This window comes from Desulfosceptrum tomskiensis (assembly GCF_049818055.1).
In the GTDB taxonomy this organism is placed as follows: Bacteria; Bacillota; Desulfotomaculia; order Desulfotomaculales; family JASEER01; genus JBFLVT01.
The window spans coordinates 2,055,378-2,073,256 of record NZ_CP187479.1; the positions used below are offsets into that span (position 1 = coordinate 2,055,378).

The 17,879-nt window shown below is 59.2% G+C and carries 19 protein-coding genes; 2 read left to right on the forward strand and 17 right to left on the reverse strand.

Features of this window, described 5'->3' with window-relative positions:
* Positions 1–21 precede the first annotated feature (21 nt).
* Positions 22–699, forward strand: a complete 678-nt coding sequence (locus ACPV0M_RS10425; RefSeq protein WP_425620573.1) for an anaerobic ribonucleoside-triphosphate reductase activating protein — start codon at positions 22–24, stop codon at positions 697–699.
* A gap of 52 nt (positions 700–751) precedes the next feature.
* Here the strand turns inward: ACPV0M_RS10425 and ACPV0M_RS10430 are convergent, their stop codons facing one another.
* From ACPV0M_RS10430 to ACPV0M_RS10505, 16 genes are all read right to left on the reverse strand, one after another.
* A complete protein-coding gene (locus ACPV0M_RS10430) occupies positions 752–2,287 on the reverse strand; it encodes an alpha/beta fold hydrolase (RefSeq protein ID WP_425620574.1) in 1,536 nt (511 codons plus the stop codon).
* Positions 2,288–2,297: 10 nt separating this feature from the next.
* Positions 2,298–3,875 carry an ABC transporter substrate-binding protein gene (locus ACPV0M_RS10435; protein WP_425620575.1) on the reverse strand — a complete coding sequence of 526 codons (1,578 nt, stop codon included), beginning with the start codon at positions 3,873–3,875 and terminating at the stop codon, positions 2,298–2,300.
* A 37-nt stretch (positions 3,876–3,912) separates the two neighbouring features.
* Positions 3,913–4,662 carry a PIG-L deacetylase family protein gene (locus tag ACPV0M_RS10440; protein ID WP_425620576.1) on the reverse strand — a complete coding sequence of 250 codons (750 nt, stop codon included), beginning with the start codon at positions 4,660–4,662 and terminating at the stop codon, positions 3,913–3,915.
* 63 nt (positions 4,663–4,725) lie between these two features.
* Positions 4,726–5,685, reverse strand: a complete 960-nt coding sequence (locus tag ACPV0M_RS10445) for an ABC transporter ATP-binding protein (protein WP_425620577.1) — start codon at positions 5,683–5,685, stop codon at positions 4,726–4,728.
* A complete protein-coding gene (locus ACPV0M_RS10450) occupies positions 5,654–6,679 on the reverse strand; it encodes an ABC transporter ATP-binding protein (protein WP_425620578.1) in 1,026 nt (341 codons plus the stop codon). Before ACPV0M_RS10450 ends, ACPV0M_RS10445 begins: the two co-directional genes overlap by 32 nt.
* Before the next feature lie 12 nt (positions 6,680–6,691).
* Positions 6,692–7,576 (reverse strand): nickel transporter permease, encoded by an 885-nt coding sequence (gene nikC, locus ACPV0M_RS10455; RefSeq protein ID WP_425620579.1) that lies wholly within the window; start codon positions 7,574–7,576, stop codon positions 6,692–6,694.
* The gene (nikB, locus tag ACPV0M_RS10460) at positions 7,573–8,517 is read right to left on the reverse strand and encodes a nickel ABC transporter permease (RefSeq protein ID WP_425620580.1); all 945 of its coding nucleotides are present in this window, start codon (positions 8,515–8,517) and stop codon (positions 7,573–7,575) included. The genes nikC and nikB overlap by 4 nt, the downstream gene beginning before the upstream one ends.
* 276 nt (positions 8,518–8,793) lie before the next feature.
* The gene (gene rpsR / locus ACPV0M_RS10465) at positions 8,794–9,021 is read right to left on the reverse strand and encodes a 30S ribosomal protein S18 (RefSeq protein ID WP_425620581.1); all 228 of its coding nucleotides are present in this window, start codon (positions 9,019–9,021) and stop codon (positions 8,794–8,796) included.
* 142 nt (positions 9,022–9,163) lie between these two features.
* Positions 9,164–9,556 (reverse strand): single-stranded DNA-binding protein, encoded by a 393-nt coding sequence (locus ACPV0M_RS10470; RefSeq protein ID WP_425620582.1) that lies wholly within the window; start codon positions 9,554–9,556, stop codon positions 9,164–9,166.
* Between the two features lie 11 nt (positions 9,557–9,567).
* Positions 9,568–9,855, reverse strand: coding sequence for a 30S ribosomal protein S6 (gene rpsF, locus ACPV0M_RS10475; protein ID WP_425620583.1), 288 nt, complete (start codon positions 9,853–9,855; stop codon positions 9,568–9,570).
* Positions 9,856–10,514: 659 nt separating this feature from the next.
* The gene (locus tag ACPV0M_RS10480) at positions 10,515–11,135 is read right to left on the reverse strand and encodes a hypothetical protein (RefSeq protein WP_425620584.1); all 621 of its coding nucleotides are present in this window, start codon (positions 11,133–11,135) and stop codon (positions 10,515–10,517) included.
* A 347-nt stretch (positions 11,136–11,482) separates the two neighbouring features.
* Entirely contained in the window at positions 11,483–11,803 is a 321-nt protein-coding gene (locus tag ACPV0M_RS10485) for a hypothetical protein (protein WP_425620585.1), read from the reverse strand.
* 544 nt (positions 11,804–12,347) lie between these two features.
* Positions 12,348–12,536, reverse strand: a complete 189-nt coding sequence (locus ACPV0M_RS10490; RefSeq protein ID WP_425620586.1) for a DUF951 domain-containing protein — start codon at positions 12,534–12,536, stop codon at positions 12,348–12,350.
* Positions 12,537–12,653: 117 nt separating this feature from the next.
* Positions 12,654–14,036 carry an aminopeptidase gene (locus ACPV0M_RS10495; RefSeq protein WP_425620587.1) on the reverse strand — a complete coding sequence of 461 codons (1,383 nt, stop codon included), beginning with the start codon at positions 14,034–14,036 and terminating at the stop codon, positions 12,654–12,656.
* A gap of 32 nt (positions 14,037–14,068) precedes the next feature.
* Positions 14,069–14,746 (reverse strand): CvpA family protein, encoded by a 678-nt coding sequence (locus ACPV0M_RS10500; protein ID WP_425620588.1) that lies wholly within the window; start codon positions 14,744–14,746, stop codon positions 14,069–14,071.
* A 115-nt stretch (positions 14,747–14,861) separates the two neighbouring features.
* Positions 14,862–15,920 carry a YkvI family membrane protein gene (locus ACPV0M_RS10505; protein WP_425620589.1) on the reverse strand — a complete coding sequence of 353 codons (1,059 nt, stop codon included), beginning with the start codon at positions 15,918–15,920 and terminating at the stop codon, positions 14,862–14,864.
* A 117-nt stretch (positions 15,921–16,037) separates the two neighbouring features.
* Here ACPV0M_RS10505 and yyaC point away from each other — a divergent pair, with 117 nt between their 5' ends.
* Entirely contained in the window at positions 16,038–16,637 is a 600-nt protein-coding gene (gene yyaC / locus ACPV0M_RS10510; RefSeq protein ID WP_425620590.1) for a spore protease YyaC, read from the forward strand.
* Between the two features lie 964 nt (positions 16,638–17,601).
* Here yyaC and ACPV0M_RS10515 read toward each other — a convergent pair.
* Complete coding sequence (locus ACPV0M_RS10515; RefSeq protein WP_425620591.1) at positions 17,602–17,847, reverse strand: YkuS family protein; 246 nt, start codon at positions 17,845–17,847, stop codon at positions 17,602–17,604.
* Positions 17,848–17,879: the final 32 nt, after the last annotated feature.

Genomic DNA, 17,879 nt, shown 5'->3' on the forward strand with positions numbered 1-17,879 from the left:
AGGCTTCAGGAGGCATCGCACGTGATCGAATGCACCGGGTTCAATAAAGTCTCGCTCGTGGACTGGCCGGGCAGGGTATCGGCCGTGGTTTTCTTGCGGGGGTGCAACTTCCGCTGTCCCTGGTGCCAGAATCCCGATCTCGTGGAGCCCTCACGATCTGCTCCCCTTGTCACGGCAGACGGTGTCCTGCAGTATCTCAGACAACGCCGGGCCATGCTGGACGGGTTGGTCGTCACCGGGGGCGAACCCACGCTTTCTCCCGGCCTGACCGCATTCCTGGCGCTCGTGAAGGAGATCGGCCTCCCCGTCAAGCTCGACACCAACGGCTCCCGCCCCGAAGTGGTGCGGGAGCTTCTTGACCGGCGTCTGGTCGACGCCGTGGCCGTGGACTACAAGGCCCCTTTGCGGCTTTACGGCAGCCTGGTAAGCTGCGACAACCCCGAGAACGTGGCTGCAACCATCGCCGCCGTCCTGCGCCAAAAGCGCGGCTACGTCCGCACCACGGTAGTCCCCGGCCTGCATACCCCGGAGCTCCTGACGGAGATGGTGAAGGCTTTTCCCGGCCTTAACGCCGGGAACCACCGCCTGCAGGGGTTTCGCCCCGGCACCTGCCTGAACCCCGAATACAACAGACTCCCGCAAGTTACACCGCACGAAATCGCCCGCCTGAGCAAAGAGCTTCAGGGAGCATACCTGTAGCGGGCGGCCGCCGCCTTTTCGCGGCCGCCGCCGGCTTCCGGAGAACGCTTTCTCAGGCTCCGCAGTCGGTATTCACGCGGACGGCAAAGACGCACGCCGGGTGTTCGGGAGGCAATTCGTCAAACGTGAACGGCTGCCCGCCGGCCCGCTCCTCTTCCAGGCGACCGGCCAGCCGGCGCAAATATTCGAAAAACGCCTCGTCGCTCTCTTCGCTCCGCTGACCCTTGAAGATCAGGATAAAGGCCGGCTCGTCGAAAGGTACCTCATACCCGGTAGGCACGCCCGCCCCAAACCAGAAAAGCGAACCCGGCCGCATGAGTTTCCTTACGCCGCCGCTCGCCAGCACCCAACGGCCGCGCACGGTGTAGATCAGGCTCTCGGTAGCGTGGGGGTGTTCGGCACAGTAAAGTCCCGGCGGCATTTCAATATAATGGGCCTGGCAACCTTCCCCTTTCAGAAGCGGGCCGATACGTCCTTCCAGGGTGGTCACGCCGGGGTTTTGGCGGGCATCGGTGACATCGCCGACCACCCGTATACCGTCCCATGCCATGCTCCCCGGGCGCGGCTTGTGAATGATAGGATGCGGCGCGTGAGAGCTTTTTGCCCCAGTGGGCGTAACCTTTCTCAGCCAGGCTGCTAGGGCCGTGTAAAGGTCCTCATGATACCTCCTGTTGAAGCTCTCACAGGAATGCCTTTCCCGCATGCGCATGTCTTCGTCTGAGGCCGCTACCTGGAAGCTATGGTCGGCATGAGGGATCACGATCCTCGTCACAAAGCTGTTTCCGGCGGCCCTGACGGTTTTCTCGATTCTAGCCGCGTGCTCCACAGGGACGTTCATGTCCCGCTCGCCGTGCAGGATCAGTACCGGCCCGGCGATATACCGGAACTGTTCGTGCGGCGGCTCGGCGAGTTCTTCCCGCCACCGGTCCAGCGGCACCGTCCGTACCCGGTCGCCGTACCTCAGAACATAGGTCTCATCCCCGCGCAAAGCCGCCTCAATCATCGCCTTGTAATGCCGTCCCAGGGCCAGACCGAAGGGCGAGGTTTCTTGCGCCCACCGGTGGTTTTCTTCGCTTTGCGCAGCGTAGGCAACTAAGCGGCCGTAATTGTAGGCGAACAGATCCTCAATGGGACTGCACAAGGCTCCCAAGAAGATGTAGGCGTCCGCCGGAACGCCCCGTTTCGCCGCCAGGCAGGCAACATACCCTCCGGCGCTTTCGCCCGCGACCGCCACCCGCGAGACAGCGGGGTGGCGGCGGGCGAAGTGCATAACGGCAATCAGATCAGCGGTCTCATCCCTGTACGTAGCGGGCCGCGGCCCCGGCGGAGTACCGCCGAAGCCGCGCTTATCCCAGCGTATGGAAGCGTACCCCGCCGCCGCCAGCCTCGTCGCCAGCCGTTTGAGGGCGTCCCGTTCCGGAACAACTCTCTCCGGATCAATGAGCCGGCCGTCGCGGGTGTGCGACATTGTTCCCCCGGCGATCACAACGCACGGAAACGGTCCCTCACCGGCGGGCATAAGAAGCGTGCCCGCAAGGACGGTGCCCTCGGAAGGAATTCTCACCTCTGCATTCTTCGGCACACGCATACTGTTTCCGCTATCCTTTGATGTAAGCAGTATCCCATCTGGTGTTGATATCCGCGGGATGAGGGCTGAGTCCCTGGACCTTCTCTTTTACGGCATAGACGTTGTAAAGGGCGGCAATAGGCACGACGGTGCTTTCCTTATCAATCAGAATGTGCATAGCCTCCGCCATAAGCCGGGCGGCCTCGCGGATATCCGGACTGTTCCTGGCCTCGTCAATAAGACGGTCGAACTCTTCCCCCGGCCAGAACGGCTTGTTGTAAGTAGACCCCTGGTATCCCCGGCTGTGGTACAGGAGTTCCGGAAGGAAGGTCGGGTCGCCGTTATTCTGATTCCCCCGCTCCAACCAGAGGTCGCCTTCGCCCTTTTCCAGCCTGCCGTAGTACAGGCCGTCATCAGCCACCTCCACAATACGGACATCAATGCCGACGTCACGAAGCTGCTGCTGCAGGACTTCGGGCAAAGGTTTCAACACGCTGGCCGAAGGAAAACCGGAAACCAGCGTAAGCTCCAGCCGTCTGCCGTTTTTGGTCCTGATACCGTCGGGTCCGGGCTTCCAGCCGGCATCATCAAGCAGCTGTCCGGCTTTTGCCGGGTCATAGCCGAATCCTTGCACCAGGTTTTTGTGCTCCCCCAGAATCCCGGCGGGAATAACCGTTTGACTCTCGTCCGCGTTGCCTTCCCACACCTTTTGGATAATAGCTTCGCGGTCGATAGCCCACCCGATGGCCTGCCGTACTGTCTTATCCCGCAAAATGTCGTGCGGAGGTTTCCCGTTGACCATGAGGGACAGTGCCACATACGGGCCCTGCGGGGCGGTTGCCAGTCTGACACCTTCCATCGCCTTGGCCTGCCCGAGCATTTCGCGGGGGATCTCCTTTACCACGTCTACTTCTCCGGCCTGAAGGGCCATCAGGCGCGTGTTGTGATCGGGAATGTACTTAAAAGTCACCTTATCCAGCTTGGGCGGTGTACCCCAGTAGTCGGGATTGCGCTCCACGACGAGTTCTTTATCTTTTTCGTAGCGGACGAAACGGAACGGGCCTGTGCCGGTCGGATTGGCAACAGGATCGACACCCGGCGCTCGGATTCCGTAGAGGGGATGCGCCAGGATCTCCGGGACGCGCATGTTGGGCTCTGTGGTGACGATATCGATCGTATGTTTATCGACAACCTTGACGGAGCCCTTCTCGATTTTCAGGATGGACTTACCGCTGGGACGTATTTCCTCTTCCAGGGACTGCTTGACCGCCTCCGCAGTCAACTCTTCTCCGTTATGAAACTTGACGCCTTCCCTCAGGTAAAACCTCCAGGTGTTGCTGCCTCTGTACTCCCACCTGGTGGCCAAGAGCGGTTCCACCTGGTAGTCGGCGTTGAGCTTGACGAGACTTTCGTAGATATTGGCATTCGGCGACCCGATACCCACTTCTTTGAACTTGAGTTCATTGGCGTCGGCCGCCAACCCGACCACAAGCTCTTGTTTGACCTGGAGGTTCGCGCCCTCCTGACTGCTCTGCTTGCTGCATCCCGCAAATCCGGCAATCAGCGCAGCAATAACCAATATACACGCAATCAGCTTGATCTGTCTCATTATTTCACCTCATTGCTGTTTTCAGGGTGTACTGGCATCACAGCAGGTATTCCAGCTCGAAACGGCCAAGACGGCGAAAAGGCTCGGCGAAAACGAAACCCGAGTGGCTGAGCAGACCATGGTACAGGCAAAAGGCTCTATCCATCTCGCGGTGCAAAGCCCGGCCCAGGTCTACGGGGTCATCCTTGATCTTTTGGTAATCAGCCAACAGATAGGGCATGGCGGACACCGGCACCATCCCGCTGATGACCCTCGCGGTGAAGGCAAGCTGACCCGACAGCTCAGCCATCGCCCGCTCCTTGAGAGAAAAGACCTCCGCGACATCGACTAGGCAATTCGGTCTTTCCGGGGTCATAAAATAGATACTTCTCACCAAATGCGGCTCAAAGCCGCCACATTCCGTGATTCTCCAATCTCTTCCGGCCAGGCTGACAGCTTCGAGGTACAAAATCATGGCCTCCCTGCGATCGGGGTCGAGATCAAGAAAGGAATGTTCGGGATCCTGGGTAATAATGATGTCCGGACGGACTTCCCTGATGAGACGCACGATTTTGCTTTTCGAAGCTGCATCGGCCTGCACTTCCCCGCTTTCAAACCCCAGAAAGCTCACTTCCAGTCCGAGAACCCTTCCCGCCCTTCTCACTTGTTCTTTGTTTTCAGGTCTCACGAGAGCAACCGCCGCATGGGCTTTTCCGCCGGCGCGCACGTGCTTGGCCAGAGTACCTCCGCATTCCACCACTTCCATACCGTAGGTTGCCAAGAGCAGGATGTCTTTCTTTTCCCGCACGCTTTAACACCTCCTTTCTCCGGATTATCCTACTGACCAACCTGCATCCCGCCGGATTTGGCTTCAAACAAAATGACAAGCCACCTTGTGCCCCGGCGCGACGTCCCGGAGGACGGGCTCAACACCCCGGCATTGATCCCGGACGCAAGGGCAGCGGGGATGAAAGCGGCAACCCGCAGGAGGCCTTCCCGGGTCTGGCGGCTCCCCCTGTATTGCCTCTCGATAAAATGCACCCCGCTGAGGATCGGGAACCGGCACCGCCGCCAAAAGCGCCCGTGTGTACGGATGGAGGGCGTTGCCCAACAACCCGCGGACTGTCAGCACCTCCACAATCCTGCCCAAATACATCACCGCCACCCGGTCAGCCAGGTAGTGTACCGATGCCAGATCGTGGGAAATAAAAAGATAAGACAGGCCGAAGCGCTTCTTCAGTTCGTGCAGCAAGTTAAGAACCTGTGCCCTGATGGAAACGTCCAAGCTTGACACCGGCTCGTCGCAAACGATGAGGTCGGGCTGCAAGGCCAGGGCGCGGGCGATGTTGATGCGCTGGCGCTGGCCGCCGCTGAACTCGTGAGGATACCTCAAGGCATGCTCCGGCTCCAGGCCGACCGTCGCCAACAGCTCCAGCACCCGCTTTCTGCGCCTTGCCTTTTCCATCCCGAAATTGGCCAGCGGCTCCTCGAGAATAGCCCCGACTTTTTGGCGGCCGTTAAGTGAAGAACCGGAATCCTGGAAAATGATCTGTATCCTCCTTCGAAGCGCCCGGAGCCGCTTCCCCGTCCAGGCGGTGATGTCCTCGCCGGCGAAAAAGATTTTCCCCGCCGTCGGCTCCTCAAGGCGTGAGAGTAACCGGCCCAGGGTGCTTTTGCCGCAGCCGCTTTCCCCGACCAGCCCCAGGGTTTCGCCCCGCGAAAGGAAAAGGGAAACACCGTCAACGGCCCGTATCTTTCTTCTCCCGCCCCCGAAAAACACGCCATCCCCGCCGTAATGCTTAACCAAATCGACGGCCTGCAGCAGGCTCATACAGATCCTCCCCGTACGGCTGAAGCTCTCCGATCGACCGGTGACAGGCCACCCGATGCTCCGGGCCGCATACGTGCAATCGAGGTCTGTTCCCCCGGCATTCCTCGCCCGATAGCGGGCATCGGGGCAAGAAGGCGCAACAGTCCGGGAGGTTCAGCAGATTCGGCGGCTGTCCCGGTATTGGTACCAGGCCGTCATCCGCACCCAGCCTGGGCACCGCCCGCAGCAGCGCCTTTGTGTAGGGATGACCGGGATGCGTAAAAACTTCGGTACAGGGACCGTACTCTACGATGCTGCCCGCATACATCACCGCCACCGTATCGGCCATCGCCGCAATAACTCCCAGGTCGTGGGTGACAAGAATCAGGGCCGTTCCCAGTTCCTTCTGCAGCCGTTTCATTTCTCCCAGGATTTGCGCCTGCACGGTGACGTCCAACGCAGTGGTGGGTTCGTCAGCGATCAACACCTTGGGCCGCAAGGACAATGCCATGGCGATCATCACCCGCTGGCGCATACCTCCCGACAGCTGAAAAGGATAACGCCGCATCAGCCTTTCAGGATCCGGCAGACCCACCCCGGCCAGAAGCCTCAGAGCCGCTCTTCGTGCTTTGGCCCTGGATACACGCACGTGCGAAACAATGGTTTCGGTAAGCTGCGTGCCGACGGTAAGCACAGGGTTAAGGGAAGACATCGGATCCTGAAAGACAAGTGCAATTTCTCTGCCCCGCACCCTCCGCAGCTCTCCGGGCGAAAGACGAAGAAGTTCTTTCCCGTCCAACCAGACTTCCCCGCCGGCGATCCGTCCCGGCGGGTCAATGAGCCCGATGAGAGAAAGGCACATCACGCTCTTGCCGCAGCCGCTCTCCCCCACGACGCCCAAGGTTTGCCCGGCCTTAACGTGAAAAGTCACGCCGTTAACGGCTTTAACCACGCCCCCTGGTCCGGTGAATTGCGTGGTCAGATTGCATACCTGCAAAATGGTATCACCGGGCATGCAGCTACCTCCTTACACCCGTGCCGTGCACCTGGGGTCAAGGGCGTCGCGGAGACCGTCACCCAAAAGGTTGAAAGCCAATGCAATCCCCATGATGGCCAGTCCGGGATAAAGCATCAGGTGAGGCGCCACCTGCATGTAGGGCCGTCCGTCGTTGAGCATTGTCCCCCATTCCGGCGTCGGTGGCTGAGCACCGAGTCCTAGGAAAGACAGGCCGGAGATGGCCAGAATCATCTTGCCCATGTCCAGGGTCGCCAGAACGGTGACAGGCGAAAGAACGTCGGGCAGGATATGACGGGTGACAATGCCCAGATCCGACGTGCCGGAAGCCCTCGCCGCAAGCACAAACTCCTTTTCTTTCACCGCCAGGACGATACCCCGGACAAACCGGGCATACTCAACCCACCAGACTGCGGCCAGGGCAATCAATACGTTGATCAGGCCCGGCCCCAGCATACCGGCAATGACAAGGGCCAAGACCAGGCCGGGAAAAGCCAGCAGTATGTCCACAACGCGCATAATGATGGCGTCTGCCTTTCCCCCGCAATAACCCGAAATGACACCGATAGGAATGCCAATGAGCATGATGACGGCCAAGGTCAAGCCCGCAACAGGAAGCGAAACCCGCGCCCCGTAGACCAGGCGGGAAAAGATGCAGCGCCCCAAATGGTCGGTGCCAAGGGGAAATGAAGCGTCAGCGGGGGCCAGCCGCCTGGCCAGGTCCACCTTCAGCGGGTCGTTGGGAGCGATGTACGGAGCAAGGAAAGCAAGGGCCGCGACCGTCAGGATGATGCCCATGCCCAAGAGGGCCAGCTTGTCACGCGCCAGTCTCTTTGCCGCGGAAAGCAGCAGGCCCTGTGCAACAGGGTCCGGCTGTCCTAGTTTTGCCGCCGTCATCTCGGCCCCGCCCTTTCCAACCGGACGCGCGGATCGAGAATAACGTAAGAGATATCCACCAGCAAGTTGGCCAGGACAAAAACCAGAGCCATAAAGAAAGCGTAACCCTGTATCACCGCATAATCCCGGTTGAAAATGGCGTCCACCGCAAACTTGCCCACTCCGGGCCAGGCGAAGACAGTCTCCACAATCACTGTTCCGCCCAAGAGATAGCCGATACCCATGCCGAAAAGAGTGATCATCGGCAGAGCAGCGTTTTTCAGCGCGTGCCGGCCGATAACCCATTTCTCCTTAAGTCCTTTGGCCCGGGCGACCTTTATGTAATCCTGTCCGAGCGTCTCCAACATGCCGGCGCGCAAGATGCGAGCGTAGGAAGCAGCCATCCCCAGCCCAAGCGTCGCGGCCGGCAGCACCAGATGTTCCGGTCCCCCTCGCCCCATCACCGGCAAAAAGCCCAGCTTTACCGAAAAAAGGTAGATAAGCATCAGTCCCAACCAAAAACCGGGCAGCGAGGCGCCCAGTAAAGCGCAAAAACGGCTCAAATGGTCAACCAAGGCATGGCGGTAAAGGGCCGATAAGATACCGGCCGGCACGGCAAGAAGAACCGTAATAACCAGGGCTGCAGCGGTCAGCTCCAGGGTCGCCGGCAGACGTGACAAAAGCTCGGCGGCCACGGGGCTCCCGGTGCGGAAAGATGTCCCCAGATCCAAATGCAGCACGCCCCGGAGCCAGCGCCCGTACTGCACGTGTACCGGGTCGTCCAGGCCCATTTCTTCACGTAAAGCCTCTACAGCCTCTCTTGTAGGTTCCATCCCTCCGGCGCGCAGCATCATCTCCGCCGGGTCTCCGGGCGCGAGCCTGACCAGTCCGAAAGTGATGACGGAAACACCCAATACCACCGGTACCAGGCAGAGGATGCGCCTCAACAAATATCTCTTCATTACTGACAATCCTTGTACGAAAAAACAAATAATAAAGGCCACAAAGGGAAGCACCTCCGTGGCCTTCTTTTTCGCTCCAGGCAAATGTCGTGCTATTAAACTTGTACAAAAACAAAACCACAGAGGCACTGGTGTCACCGGTCTTGTACCTCCGTGGTACACGTCCAAACCGCGGTCGTCAGGTTTCGGCGGCTTCGGCCGCCGGATTTGCCGCTATTATAATCTCTATCCTGCTAACTTGTAAACCTTAATCTTGTCTGAACAATGGTCAATCGCTTAGTCCATTGTGTACGGAAGCAGCGCCATCATGCGCGAGCGCTTGATGGCCAGCGTCAACGCCCGCTGGTGCCCGGCGCAGTTGCCGGATATCCGGCGCGGGAGAATCTTGCCGCGCTCGGTGATGTACTTTTTCAGGCGATTGACGTCCTTGTAATCGATAACCTGTACCTTATCCACACAGAAGCTGCACACGCGCTTCCTGCGGCGGCCTCTCTCGCGTTTCATACACTTCCTCCTTATTAGGCTGCCGACTCAAAGCCGGCTTCGCCGGCGTATTCGGCACTCGGCCTTCGGCTGTCGGCACTCAGAGTAAGCGGTAAGCACCAATCCGGTCAGCCTTATCTGAACGCCGAATGCCGAATGCTATCTAAAACGGCAGATCGTCACCCGACAAATCTATCTCGGTCCCGAAGGTATCGTCCGTGTCCACGCCATCCCTGTCTTTCGGGCGGTCAAGGAACTTGACCGTTTCGGCGACGACTTCCGCCGCTTTGCGCCTGATGCCCTGGCTGTCGTCATACGACCTGATCTGCAGTCTGCCTTCCACGGCCACCAGGCGTCCCTTGGTAAGAATCTTGGCGCAGACCTCGGCCAGTTTCTGCCATGTGACGATGTCGATGAAGTCGGTGGCCTTTTGGCCCTGGCGGTCGGGACGACGGTCGACGGCCAGCGTGAATTGAGCGACCGCTGCCCCGTTGGGGGTGTACCGCAGTTCGGGGTCCCTTGTCAGGCGCCCGATGAGAATAACCCTGTTCAACATCTCGCCACCGCCTATTCGTCTTCCCTGATAATCATGTGACGGATCACCCCATCGGTGATCTTCAGGACGCGGTCGAGCTCACGGGCTACGGCGGGTTCCGCCTTGAACTTCATCACCACGTAATAGCCATCGTGCACGTGGTCGATCTCGTAAGCCAGGCGGCGCTTACCCCACTTGTCCAGCTTGGTGACCTCGCCGCCTCCGGCCGTCACCACTTCCTGAAACTTCGCGGTAAGCGCAGCTAATCCTTCCTCCTCGAGTTCGGGATGAAGGATATACATAACCTCGTATTGCCGCACGATTTCACCTCCTCCCTACGGACTGTGGCCCTATCTCCCGGGATAGAGCAGGGGGATACGGCAGTTGGGACTGTTGAAAAACTTCGCCTGGCCTTGTCATGCTCGCCGTCCAGTGCTCACGTACGACCCAGTACGCTCCGCGCTGGCCAGCTTCGCCTTCCGCGCCACGCTCGTTTTTGAACAGCCCCGGGGTTTTGCAATAAACGGCAGTTGCAGATCACCCATAACTATAATTGATGGCGCCGCCCACGTCAAGAGAAAGAGGTCAGAAACCTATTGACGCTTAACGCTGTGCTTTGTCCATTAAGGGCGTCCTTATTTCGGAACAGCATCTCTTTTATGCTAACCGTTAAGTACTGCCCGCAAGGCGGACTGCTAAGAAATTTTAAACTTGTGATTGGGAGCGGTCGCTTCTAGGTCCAACCTCTGACTTCCGGCCTCTGACCCCTTTATTGCCCGGCTTGGCGCCGGGCAACAAAGGTAGGCCCTCGTCGACAAAGGGCCTACCTTATTACAGTTAAAAGCAATGGTTCTACGCGCCGAAGGGGTACCGGCGCCACCAGTTATGGGGCACTGGTGTAAATGTAAGGCCGGCCGTTCGTAATGGAAGAGAGACCAATCGCGCTTAAGACACTCACCACCTCACCTCAACAGGCTGCCTAAGCGTGCCGATCCAGCATCTCCTTGGGAATCACCGGCTTGTCCCGGCAGGTCGCACACTGGACCGCATCAGCCGGCTTGCGCAGCATCTGTAAAACCAGCCAGAGCCCGATGCCCACGAGAATCCCCCCGGCAATCAGGGTCGACCGCGTAGCCGGGCTCAGCCACTTTTCAACGACGGCCTGCGCCGCCGCAAGGTACGCAAGCAAGGTTACAACGGGATTAAAGACATACTGCACGATGAGACCGCCTGCAAAGGCTGCCGCCGCAGCCAGCAGTACGGCTGCCGCGAGGCCTTTGCGTTCACCAAGACCGACAACCCTTCGCGTCGCCTTTAGAAGGCGCGACGCCTTTTCCCAGAGCACTAAGAGGATCCGCGGAGGTTCTATAGGCTCACTGATTTCCTGGGCATACGTCCTGCGCAATATCGGCGCTTTATCGGCATACACCTTGCGCGGCGGCGGGCGGTAACCGATATCAAGGGGTTCTTCCGTAGCACCAGCTGCCCTGACACATGCCCATGACGATCTGGTTTCGGAACGGGACCGGGGCACGGACGCTTTTTTTCTCACCATGCGCCGGACCTTGCCGTTCGCGTCCTTCTTTTCCTTCACCGCCATCTATGTCACGCCCTTTCAGGCCTTGGGATGTTTGGGTAGCGCTGCGTTAACGCTCTTCTCTATATGGACCGGTGCCGGGCTGCTTTGGTGTCAAACCCTCTTTATACCCACTTTTTTGCCCACGTCAACCTTCTCTATCTAGCACAACCAAATGCCTCGCTATTCAATTGTCCATCCAGACTTTTTCGCGTGCCTGGCAAACCTTGTGCCTAGGCTACCGGCGCGACAGCCGGTCTTAAACGCTAACAGCCTTGGGCCTTGACGACCCAGCGTATTCCCTGGACAAGGATCCTATGTAATGGGTACAACTCTACGACTGGAATAGAGTTCACCCCCCTCTGCCGGGCTTACCGGTTGCCCGCGTGCGCCCGCCTCGACGGGCGATGTCCCATGGCCCGCTCCTTCAAGGAAGAACGGTTAAAACGCTGCCTGTTGCCCCTGACCCGCGTATAAACCTTCAGGCCGGCCCAGAGCACCGCCGTTCCCGCCGCGACCGCCATCAGCGTGGAGACGCTCGGCCACGGGATACTCGACACGATTCCTATTATGTAGTCTCCCGCCTGTTGGGAGGCAGGCTGCCAGAGTCCGTACTCGGCCTCTATGCCCATTCCCGCCCCAAGACAGATCCCTATGGCTAAAAGCAGGGCCAGCAATCTTTTGAAGCTCATCGGTTTGCACCCCTCGGCTGATAAGCGGTAATAATAGGCCGCCGGAAACCTGGAAAACTGAATTAACATTAGTCCGCCGTTGTTGCGTTTACCCTCGGGGTTGTCGGCTCCCCTGCTTTGAGAGCCGGTCTGTGGCCCCGGTAAGCAAGTGTTGAGGCAAGATATTTTCTCACGATATTCTTTTGTCAGTGAAAACCGCAGCGCTACCCAATTTGTTGAAATCTTTTGTGATGCTTGTCGAGGTGAGCCTGACTTAGGTAATTTTTTCCATATCATAACACACGGCTGCAAACCCGATATTTTACAGCTTATGGAAATTAGGTCACCCGGACTTGTCCTTCCTGCCACAGCGTTTCTGCTGCTCACGCTTACAACTTTTGCCAGTAATTTTGGGCCGGTAGTACCCGGCCTGGATGCATTAAGCGTTGAGCACTGAGCAATGAGAATGGGGAGAGTTGGCTGTCAACCGTTGGCTGTTAGAAAATTCAAAAGGGATTCTTCTGCAGAATCCCTTCAAATCCGGCCGGCGACCGCCTGCCGCCGTTCAATCCGCGGGATCAGGCTTTCGCCTGACACTGCGTTCGAACTTCGGCCTGGGAAGCATCATCACCCGCCCGCACCGACGGCAGCGCAGCCGGAAGTCCACGCCGGTACGCATTATCTCCCATTCGTCTCCTCCGCAGGGATGGAGCTTTTTCAGCCTGACGATATCACCGACCTCGTACTTAGACACGGCTTTCACCCCCGGCATCTCAGAAGTGAGATGTGGGAAGTCGGAAGTGGGAATATAAGTTGGCATTCGCTCTGCAGATTCCTTCAAGTACCCACCTCTGACCTCTCACTTCTCGCTTCAGTCGTTATAAAACGCCTGGTAGGCCCGGTAGGTCATGTACAGATCCACCTTGCTCACCAGTTCAAAAGGCGCGTGCATGCTCAGCACAGGGGGGCCGCAGTCCACGACGTCCATCCCGAAGGCGGCGAGAATGTGGGCTATCGTCCCGCCTCCGCCCTGGTCGACCTTGCCCAGCTCGCCCGTCTGCCACAGGACCCCGTTCCGGTTGAAGAGGGCCCTTATCTCGTAAACAAACTCGGCGTTGGCGTCGTTGGCCGAAAATTTACCTTTCGCGCCCGTGTACTTGGTCAGGCCGACCCCGTAACCGATACGCGCCGCGTTGTACTTATCCAGGACCTCCGCGTAGTTGGGGTCGAGCCCCGCATTCACGTCGCCGGACAAACACTTGGAAGCGCTGAGGGAGCGGCGGAGATCGAGGTCGGAGTAATTTTGCCCGGTCCGCGCCAGGATTTCCGCCACGGTGTTTTCAAAAAACCGCGAGTGCATTCCCGTATTGCCCGCGGAACCGATCTCTTCCTTGTCGACCAGAACCGCCAGACAGGTCCGGCGAGGTCTTTCTACGCCGAGAACGGCCTGCAAAGCGGCGAACGAGCACACCCTGTCGTCCTGCCCGTAGGCCCCGACCAGACCCCTGTCCAGGCCGACATCGCGGGCCGGCCAGGCAGGCACAGCCTCGACCTCGGCGCTGATAAAATCTTCTTCCTGCAAGCCGTAGGCCGTGAGCAGGTACTCGGCGACGGCCTTCTTTACGGCCTGCTTCTCTTCGTTTTCCTTGCGCCCCGCGGGGATGCTCCCCACGAGCACGTTCAGGTTCTCGCCCGGGAAGGCGTCTTCCAATTTTTTGTCAACCTGGTCCTTGGCCAGGTGGGGCAGGAGGTCGGTGATCGTAAAAACGGGTTCCCCCGGGTGATCGCCGATGCTCAGCTCGTATTTCTCGCCGTTGGCCTTCAGGAAGGTCCCGTACAGGGCCAGCGGGATGGCCAGCCAGTGGTACTTCTTGATGCCGCCGTAGTAGTGCGTTTTGAAAAAGGCTAGGCCTTCCTCCTCGTACAGCGGCTCGGGCTTGAGGTCGAGCCGCGGCGCATCCAGGTGGGTCCCGACGATGCGCAGCCCCCGGACGAGGGGTTCGTCCCCGATAACGCCAAAGATGACCGTCTTGTGTCGGTTAACGGCATACACCTTGTCCCCCGGCTGCAAGGCCGCGCCTTCGGAAAGAGGGCGGAAACCCCGTTCAACCGCCATGCGTTCGGCTTCAGCCGCAGCAAGCCTTTCGGTCTTGCCCCGGTCCAGGAACTCCTTGTAAGTCTCGGCCAGGGCAAAGGCCGCCTCGCGCTCCGGGGCGGAAATCCTGGGCCAACAGCTGACTTTATTATCGGGCATAAATCTGCATCCTCCTCGCTGATTGATGTCTTTTATATTGTGCGGTGTTGAACCGGAAGCATAAGCGCCAGCAGATAATTAAAAGCGGCCAGGTAGGAAGGCGCGAGCAGCGAGCCGGCAAGGCCCGCGGAAAACGGGGTCGGCGCCGCCGCCCCGCCGGCCGCATCCAAAAGCTGGAGCACGGCCACCAGGGCCATTCCCACCAGAAAACCGCGCAGCAGGCCGAAGAAAAACCCGCCGGCCCGGTCAAGCGGCGCCAGCAGCGGCACGCCCGGGACGGTATTGGCCACCGCCCCGATAACGAGGTTGACGGCCGTGAAAACGAGCAGGAAGGCGATAGCGTTCAGCGCCGCGGACGCCAGGACCGAGGCGAACGCCTGGTTCAAGAAGTTTTGCCCCCCCTGGAAAAACATGAACTGCAGCAGCAAGTCGAGCGGGTTGGCACCGTCCCCCACATTCATCAGGACGGCCGTAACGGGCTCGTGGGGCGGCGGCCCGCCTAGCCGCTCGCTGAAGTACCGGGTGAGCCAACTTCCCAAACCGAAGCTGCGTTCGAGATACTCTCCCACCGGGCGGTAATAGTAATACGCGGCGGCGAAGCTGAAGACCAGGGCCGCCAGCCCGGCCACGCTGCGCATGAGCCCGCGCCAAAAACCGCTAAAGGCGCTTAACCCCAAAATAATGAGAAGGACGGCATCAAGCCAGTTCATTTTTCTCCCTCCGGGAGAAAACAGCATTGAGCATTCAGCGTTAAGCATTCGGATAAGAACCAATCAGCCAAATAGGTGGTCTGAAAGCTGAATGCCTAGTGCTCAGTGCTGATTTTTAGTGCCTATTCTTTAGTCTTTGCCAAAAACCTGCCGCGGAATGAAAGGCGACCGCCGCAAGCAGGACCAATCCGGCATACCCGAACAGGGAATAAATGAAGCCGATCAAATGGGAGAACTTGAAGAACGCCAGGGGCAGCAAGAGCAGCGTGCAACAAATCCCCGCCCGCTTGTAGCGGAGAGTACCCTGGGGGGCGAAACGGCTTACCAGCCCGTGGGCGTTGGCGACAGCCGTCGTGAAGACGGCGATCCAGACGACGACCGAGATGAGCATGCGGCTGTACGGGTGCACCATCCCGGCCACCTGCAAGAGCGGCACCTGGTAGCCGCTCACCAGCGGGAAATAGGTAAGGATGGCGTAGGCGACAAGCGTCGTCGCGCAACCGAGGATCACGCCGCCGAGGACGGCCCCGGCGGCGGCCTCTCTGATGGTGAGGTACCTGCCCAGGGAGGACAGGACAGCAACCGGCACGATCATATTGTAACTGACGTATAAGAGGGCCGAACCCAGCCAAGACGCCGAAATACCATCCGGCCGCGCCAGCGCCGGCGGCGGGGGGCCGTCGTAGAGAAGGACGGCCGCGGCGGATAGGCCGGCCACGAGGATGATCTTCAAGGGAACCAGGACCACGTTAACGGCGACCACACCCGTCAGCCCGTGCAGCAGCACCAGGATGACCAGGGCCGCCAGCAGCATCACACCTCCCCACGTGGGGAGGCCGAATTGCTCGTGCAGCACGGCGCCGCTTCCCGCCATCATCACGGCCAGGCCTCCGGCGAGCATGCACACGCTGGCGGCGTCCATGACCGCGCTCCACCGGCGCCCCAGAAAATAGTCGAAGACCTCACGGTAGTTCTGCGCCTGCAGCCGCACGGCCGTTACCTGCACCTTGACGCCGAGGCCGGCAAAGGCCGCGATGGTCAGTAAAGCGCCGTACAGTCCCCACCGGCCGTGAACCCCGAAAAACTGCAGGATCTCCTGCCCGGACGCAAAGCCCGCCCCGATGACCGCCCCCACAAAAAGGGCCGCGACCTTGACCGCTCCCCCCTGGCGCACGGCATTCCCTCCCCCCAACATCCTTATGCCGGGGAAAGCGGTTTCTTACTTTCACAGGAATAACACCATCGGTCGGCGGCAATAAATATAGTAGTTTTGCAAAAAGGGGGGGGCCTGGTGCCCGAAGCCCAAGTTTTGCTGCCGATCAGCACCGAGAAAGACCTGGTGCGTTTTCATATGGACGACCCGTTTGCGGCCGCCAAGTTCGCTTCCGAACTAAAAAAGCGCGTTAAGAGGCTGGGCTGTGATACCAACCGCCCCGTCATCCTGCTCTGCATAGGCACGGACCGGTCCACGGGGGATTCCCTGGGCCCGCTCGTCGGGACGCGCTTGAGCCAGTATCGGCCGAACCCCTTCAAGGTTTACGGCACGCTCGAACAGCCGGTGCACGCGACAAACCTGCACGAGACCCTGGACAGAATCCGGGCGGCGCATCCGGAATCCTTTATCATCGCCATCGACGCATGCCTGGGATGCATCGAGAACGTGGGGACGGTAGCGCTCGGAGACGGCGCGCTGAAGCCCGGGGCCGGGGTCAAAAAGGACCTTCCGGAAGTCGGTGACGTGCACGTCACCGGCGTTGTCAACGTCGGGGGCTTCCTGGAATACCTGGTCCTGCAGAACACCCGCCTGAACCTGGTCATGCGCCTCGCCAACATCATCGTTTCGGGTTTGAAGCAATTCGCCGTCGAGCACTACCGCAAAGCAAGAGCCTGAACCAAACAGATGTTAGATGTCAGGTAGCAGGACATCGTTAACAGTTTTTATCAATAACATCGTTGAACATGTTTAGCATTAGCTCGATAATAGCCCTTGTTGTTCGGGTCTGGGTTTATCCCCGCAAGCGACTTTGCTGAAAGCTTCGGGCACCGTTCTTAGCGAAGGTGAAGCCAGCGTGGCTGCCGACGAGGACGTTCGCGGGCGCTTCCGCCGTCGCAGCGTCGGCCGTACGCTTGCCCTCGGCCTTGCCTGCGCGAACTTGTCCGTGACAGAGGAAGATGCTCGTTCGCCTCGGGCGCCGGCCGAACTCCCCGGCACTCAACCTGGCGATTCGTTAAAGCAAACCCATCTCCTATAGCTAAGATCTTCGAAGAGATTTGGTTGATTGCCGGGTCAAACAGCGGCCGACGCTTTCCCTCGGCTCACTGCGCATTTTTGATTTATACTCCCAACGTTCGCTGCGTCAAGGCCTCGGCGCGTACTTGGGCAACCTTTGGAAAGCTGCGCCCGCGAACAATCCGCAGGAGGCCCGCCACGCTCTGAACCGAGCTTAGGCAATCACCCGAAAGGCGTTCAAAAGCGAGCATGGCGCGAAAGGCCTTTGAGATGTGGGTCGTGGGAAGTCAGAAGTGGGAACACAGGGTTGGAATTCGCTTGGTGAATTCCTTCATTGATACTCACCTCTGACCTCTCGCCTCACACTTCTCAAAGTCAGGCGAAGCTTTTCAACGGCCTCATAGAACGGTCGAAGCGGAGCACGGAGCGGCGGGGATAACCCAGACCCGCTGTAACCGTTATCGTTGGTTACCAGGGTCGAGAAATTGTGGTTTAGGATACAAACTACCCTGGATGTAAACGATGTGCTGCTCCTTATCAGTTCAGTTAGACGTTGGAAATTTGGTCGTAAGAAAAGGGGGTGGCATTGAGCGCTACCCCCTTTCAGCATCTCACTACTCAATCCCTAGGATTCAGCCTTTGCGGCTCTTTCCACCTGCCGAAAAATCTCGTCCGGCGTCTTGCCCTCGGCATTGATCACCGGAACGTCAACCGAGCGGTCGTGCATCCCCATGAAGTTGTCGGTCGACCCCGAAACCACCAGCGCCACCGACTGGCCGGCCTGCTCGGGACCCACCACGGTAAAACCGCGCCTGCTGAAGTAGTCGTGCAGGTCGTCCATTCCTTCGGCAATCGCCACTTTTCGCTGCAAAGAAGAACACCTCCACCCCTTAGTATGAGGGG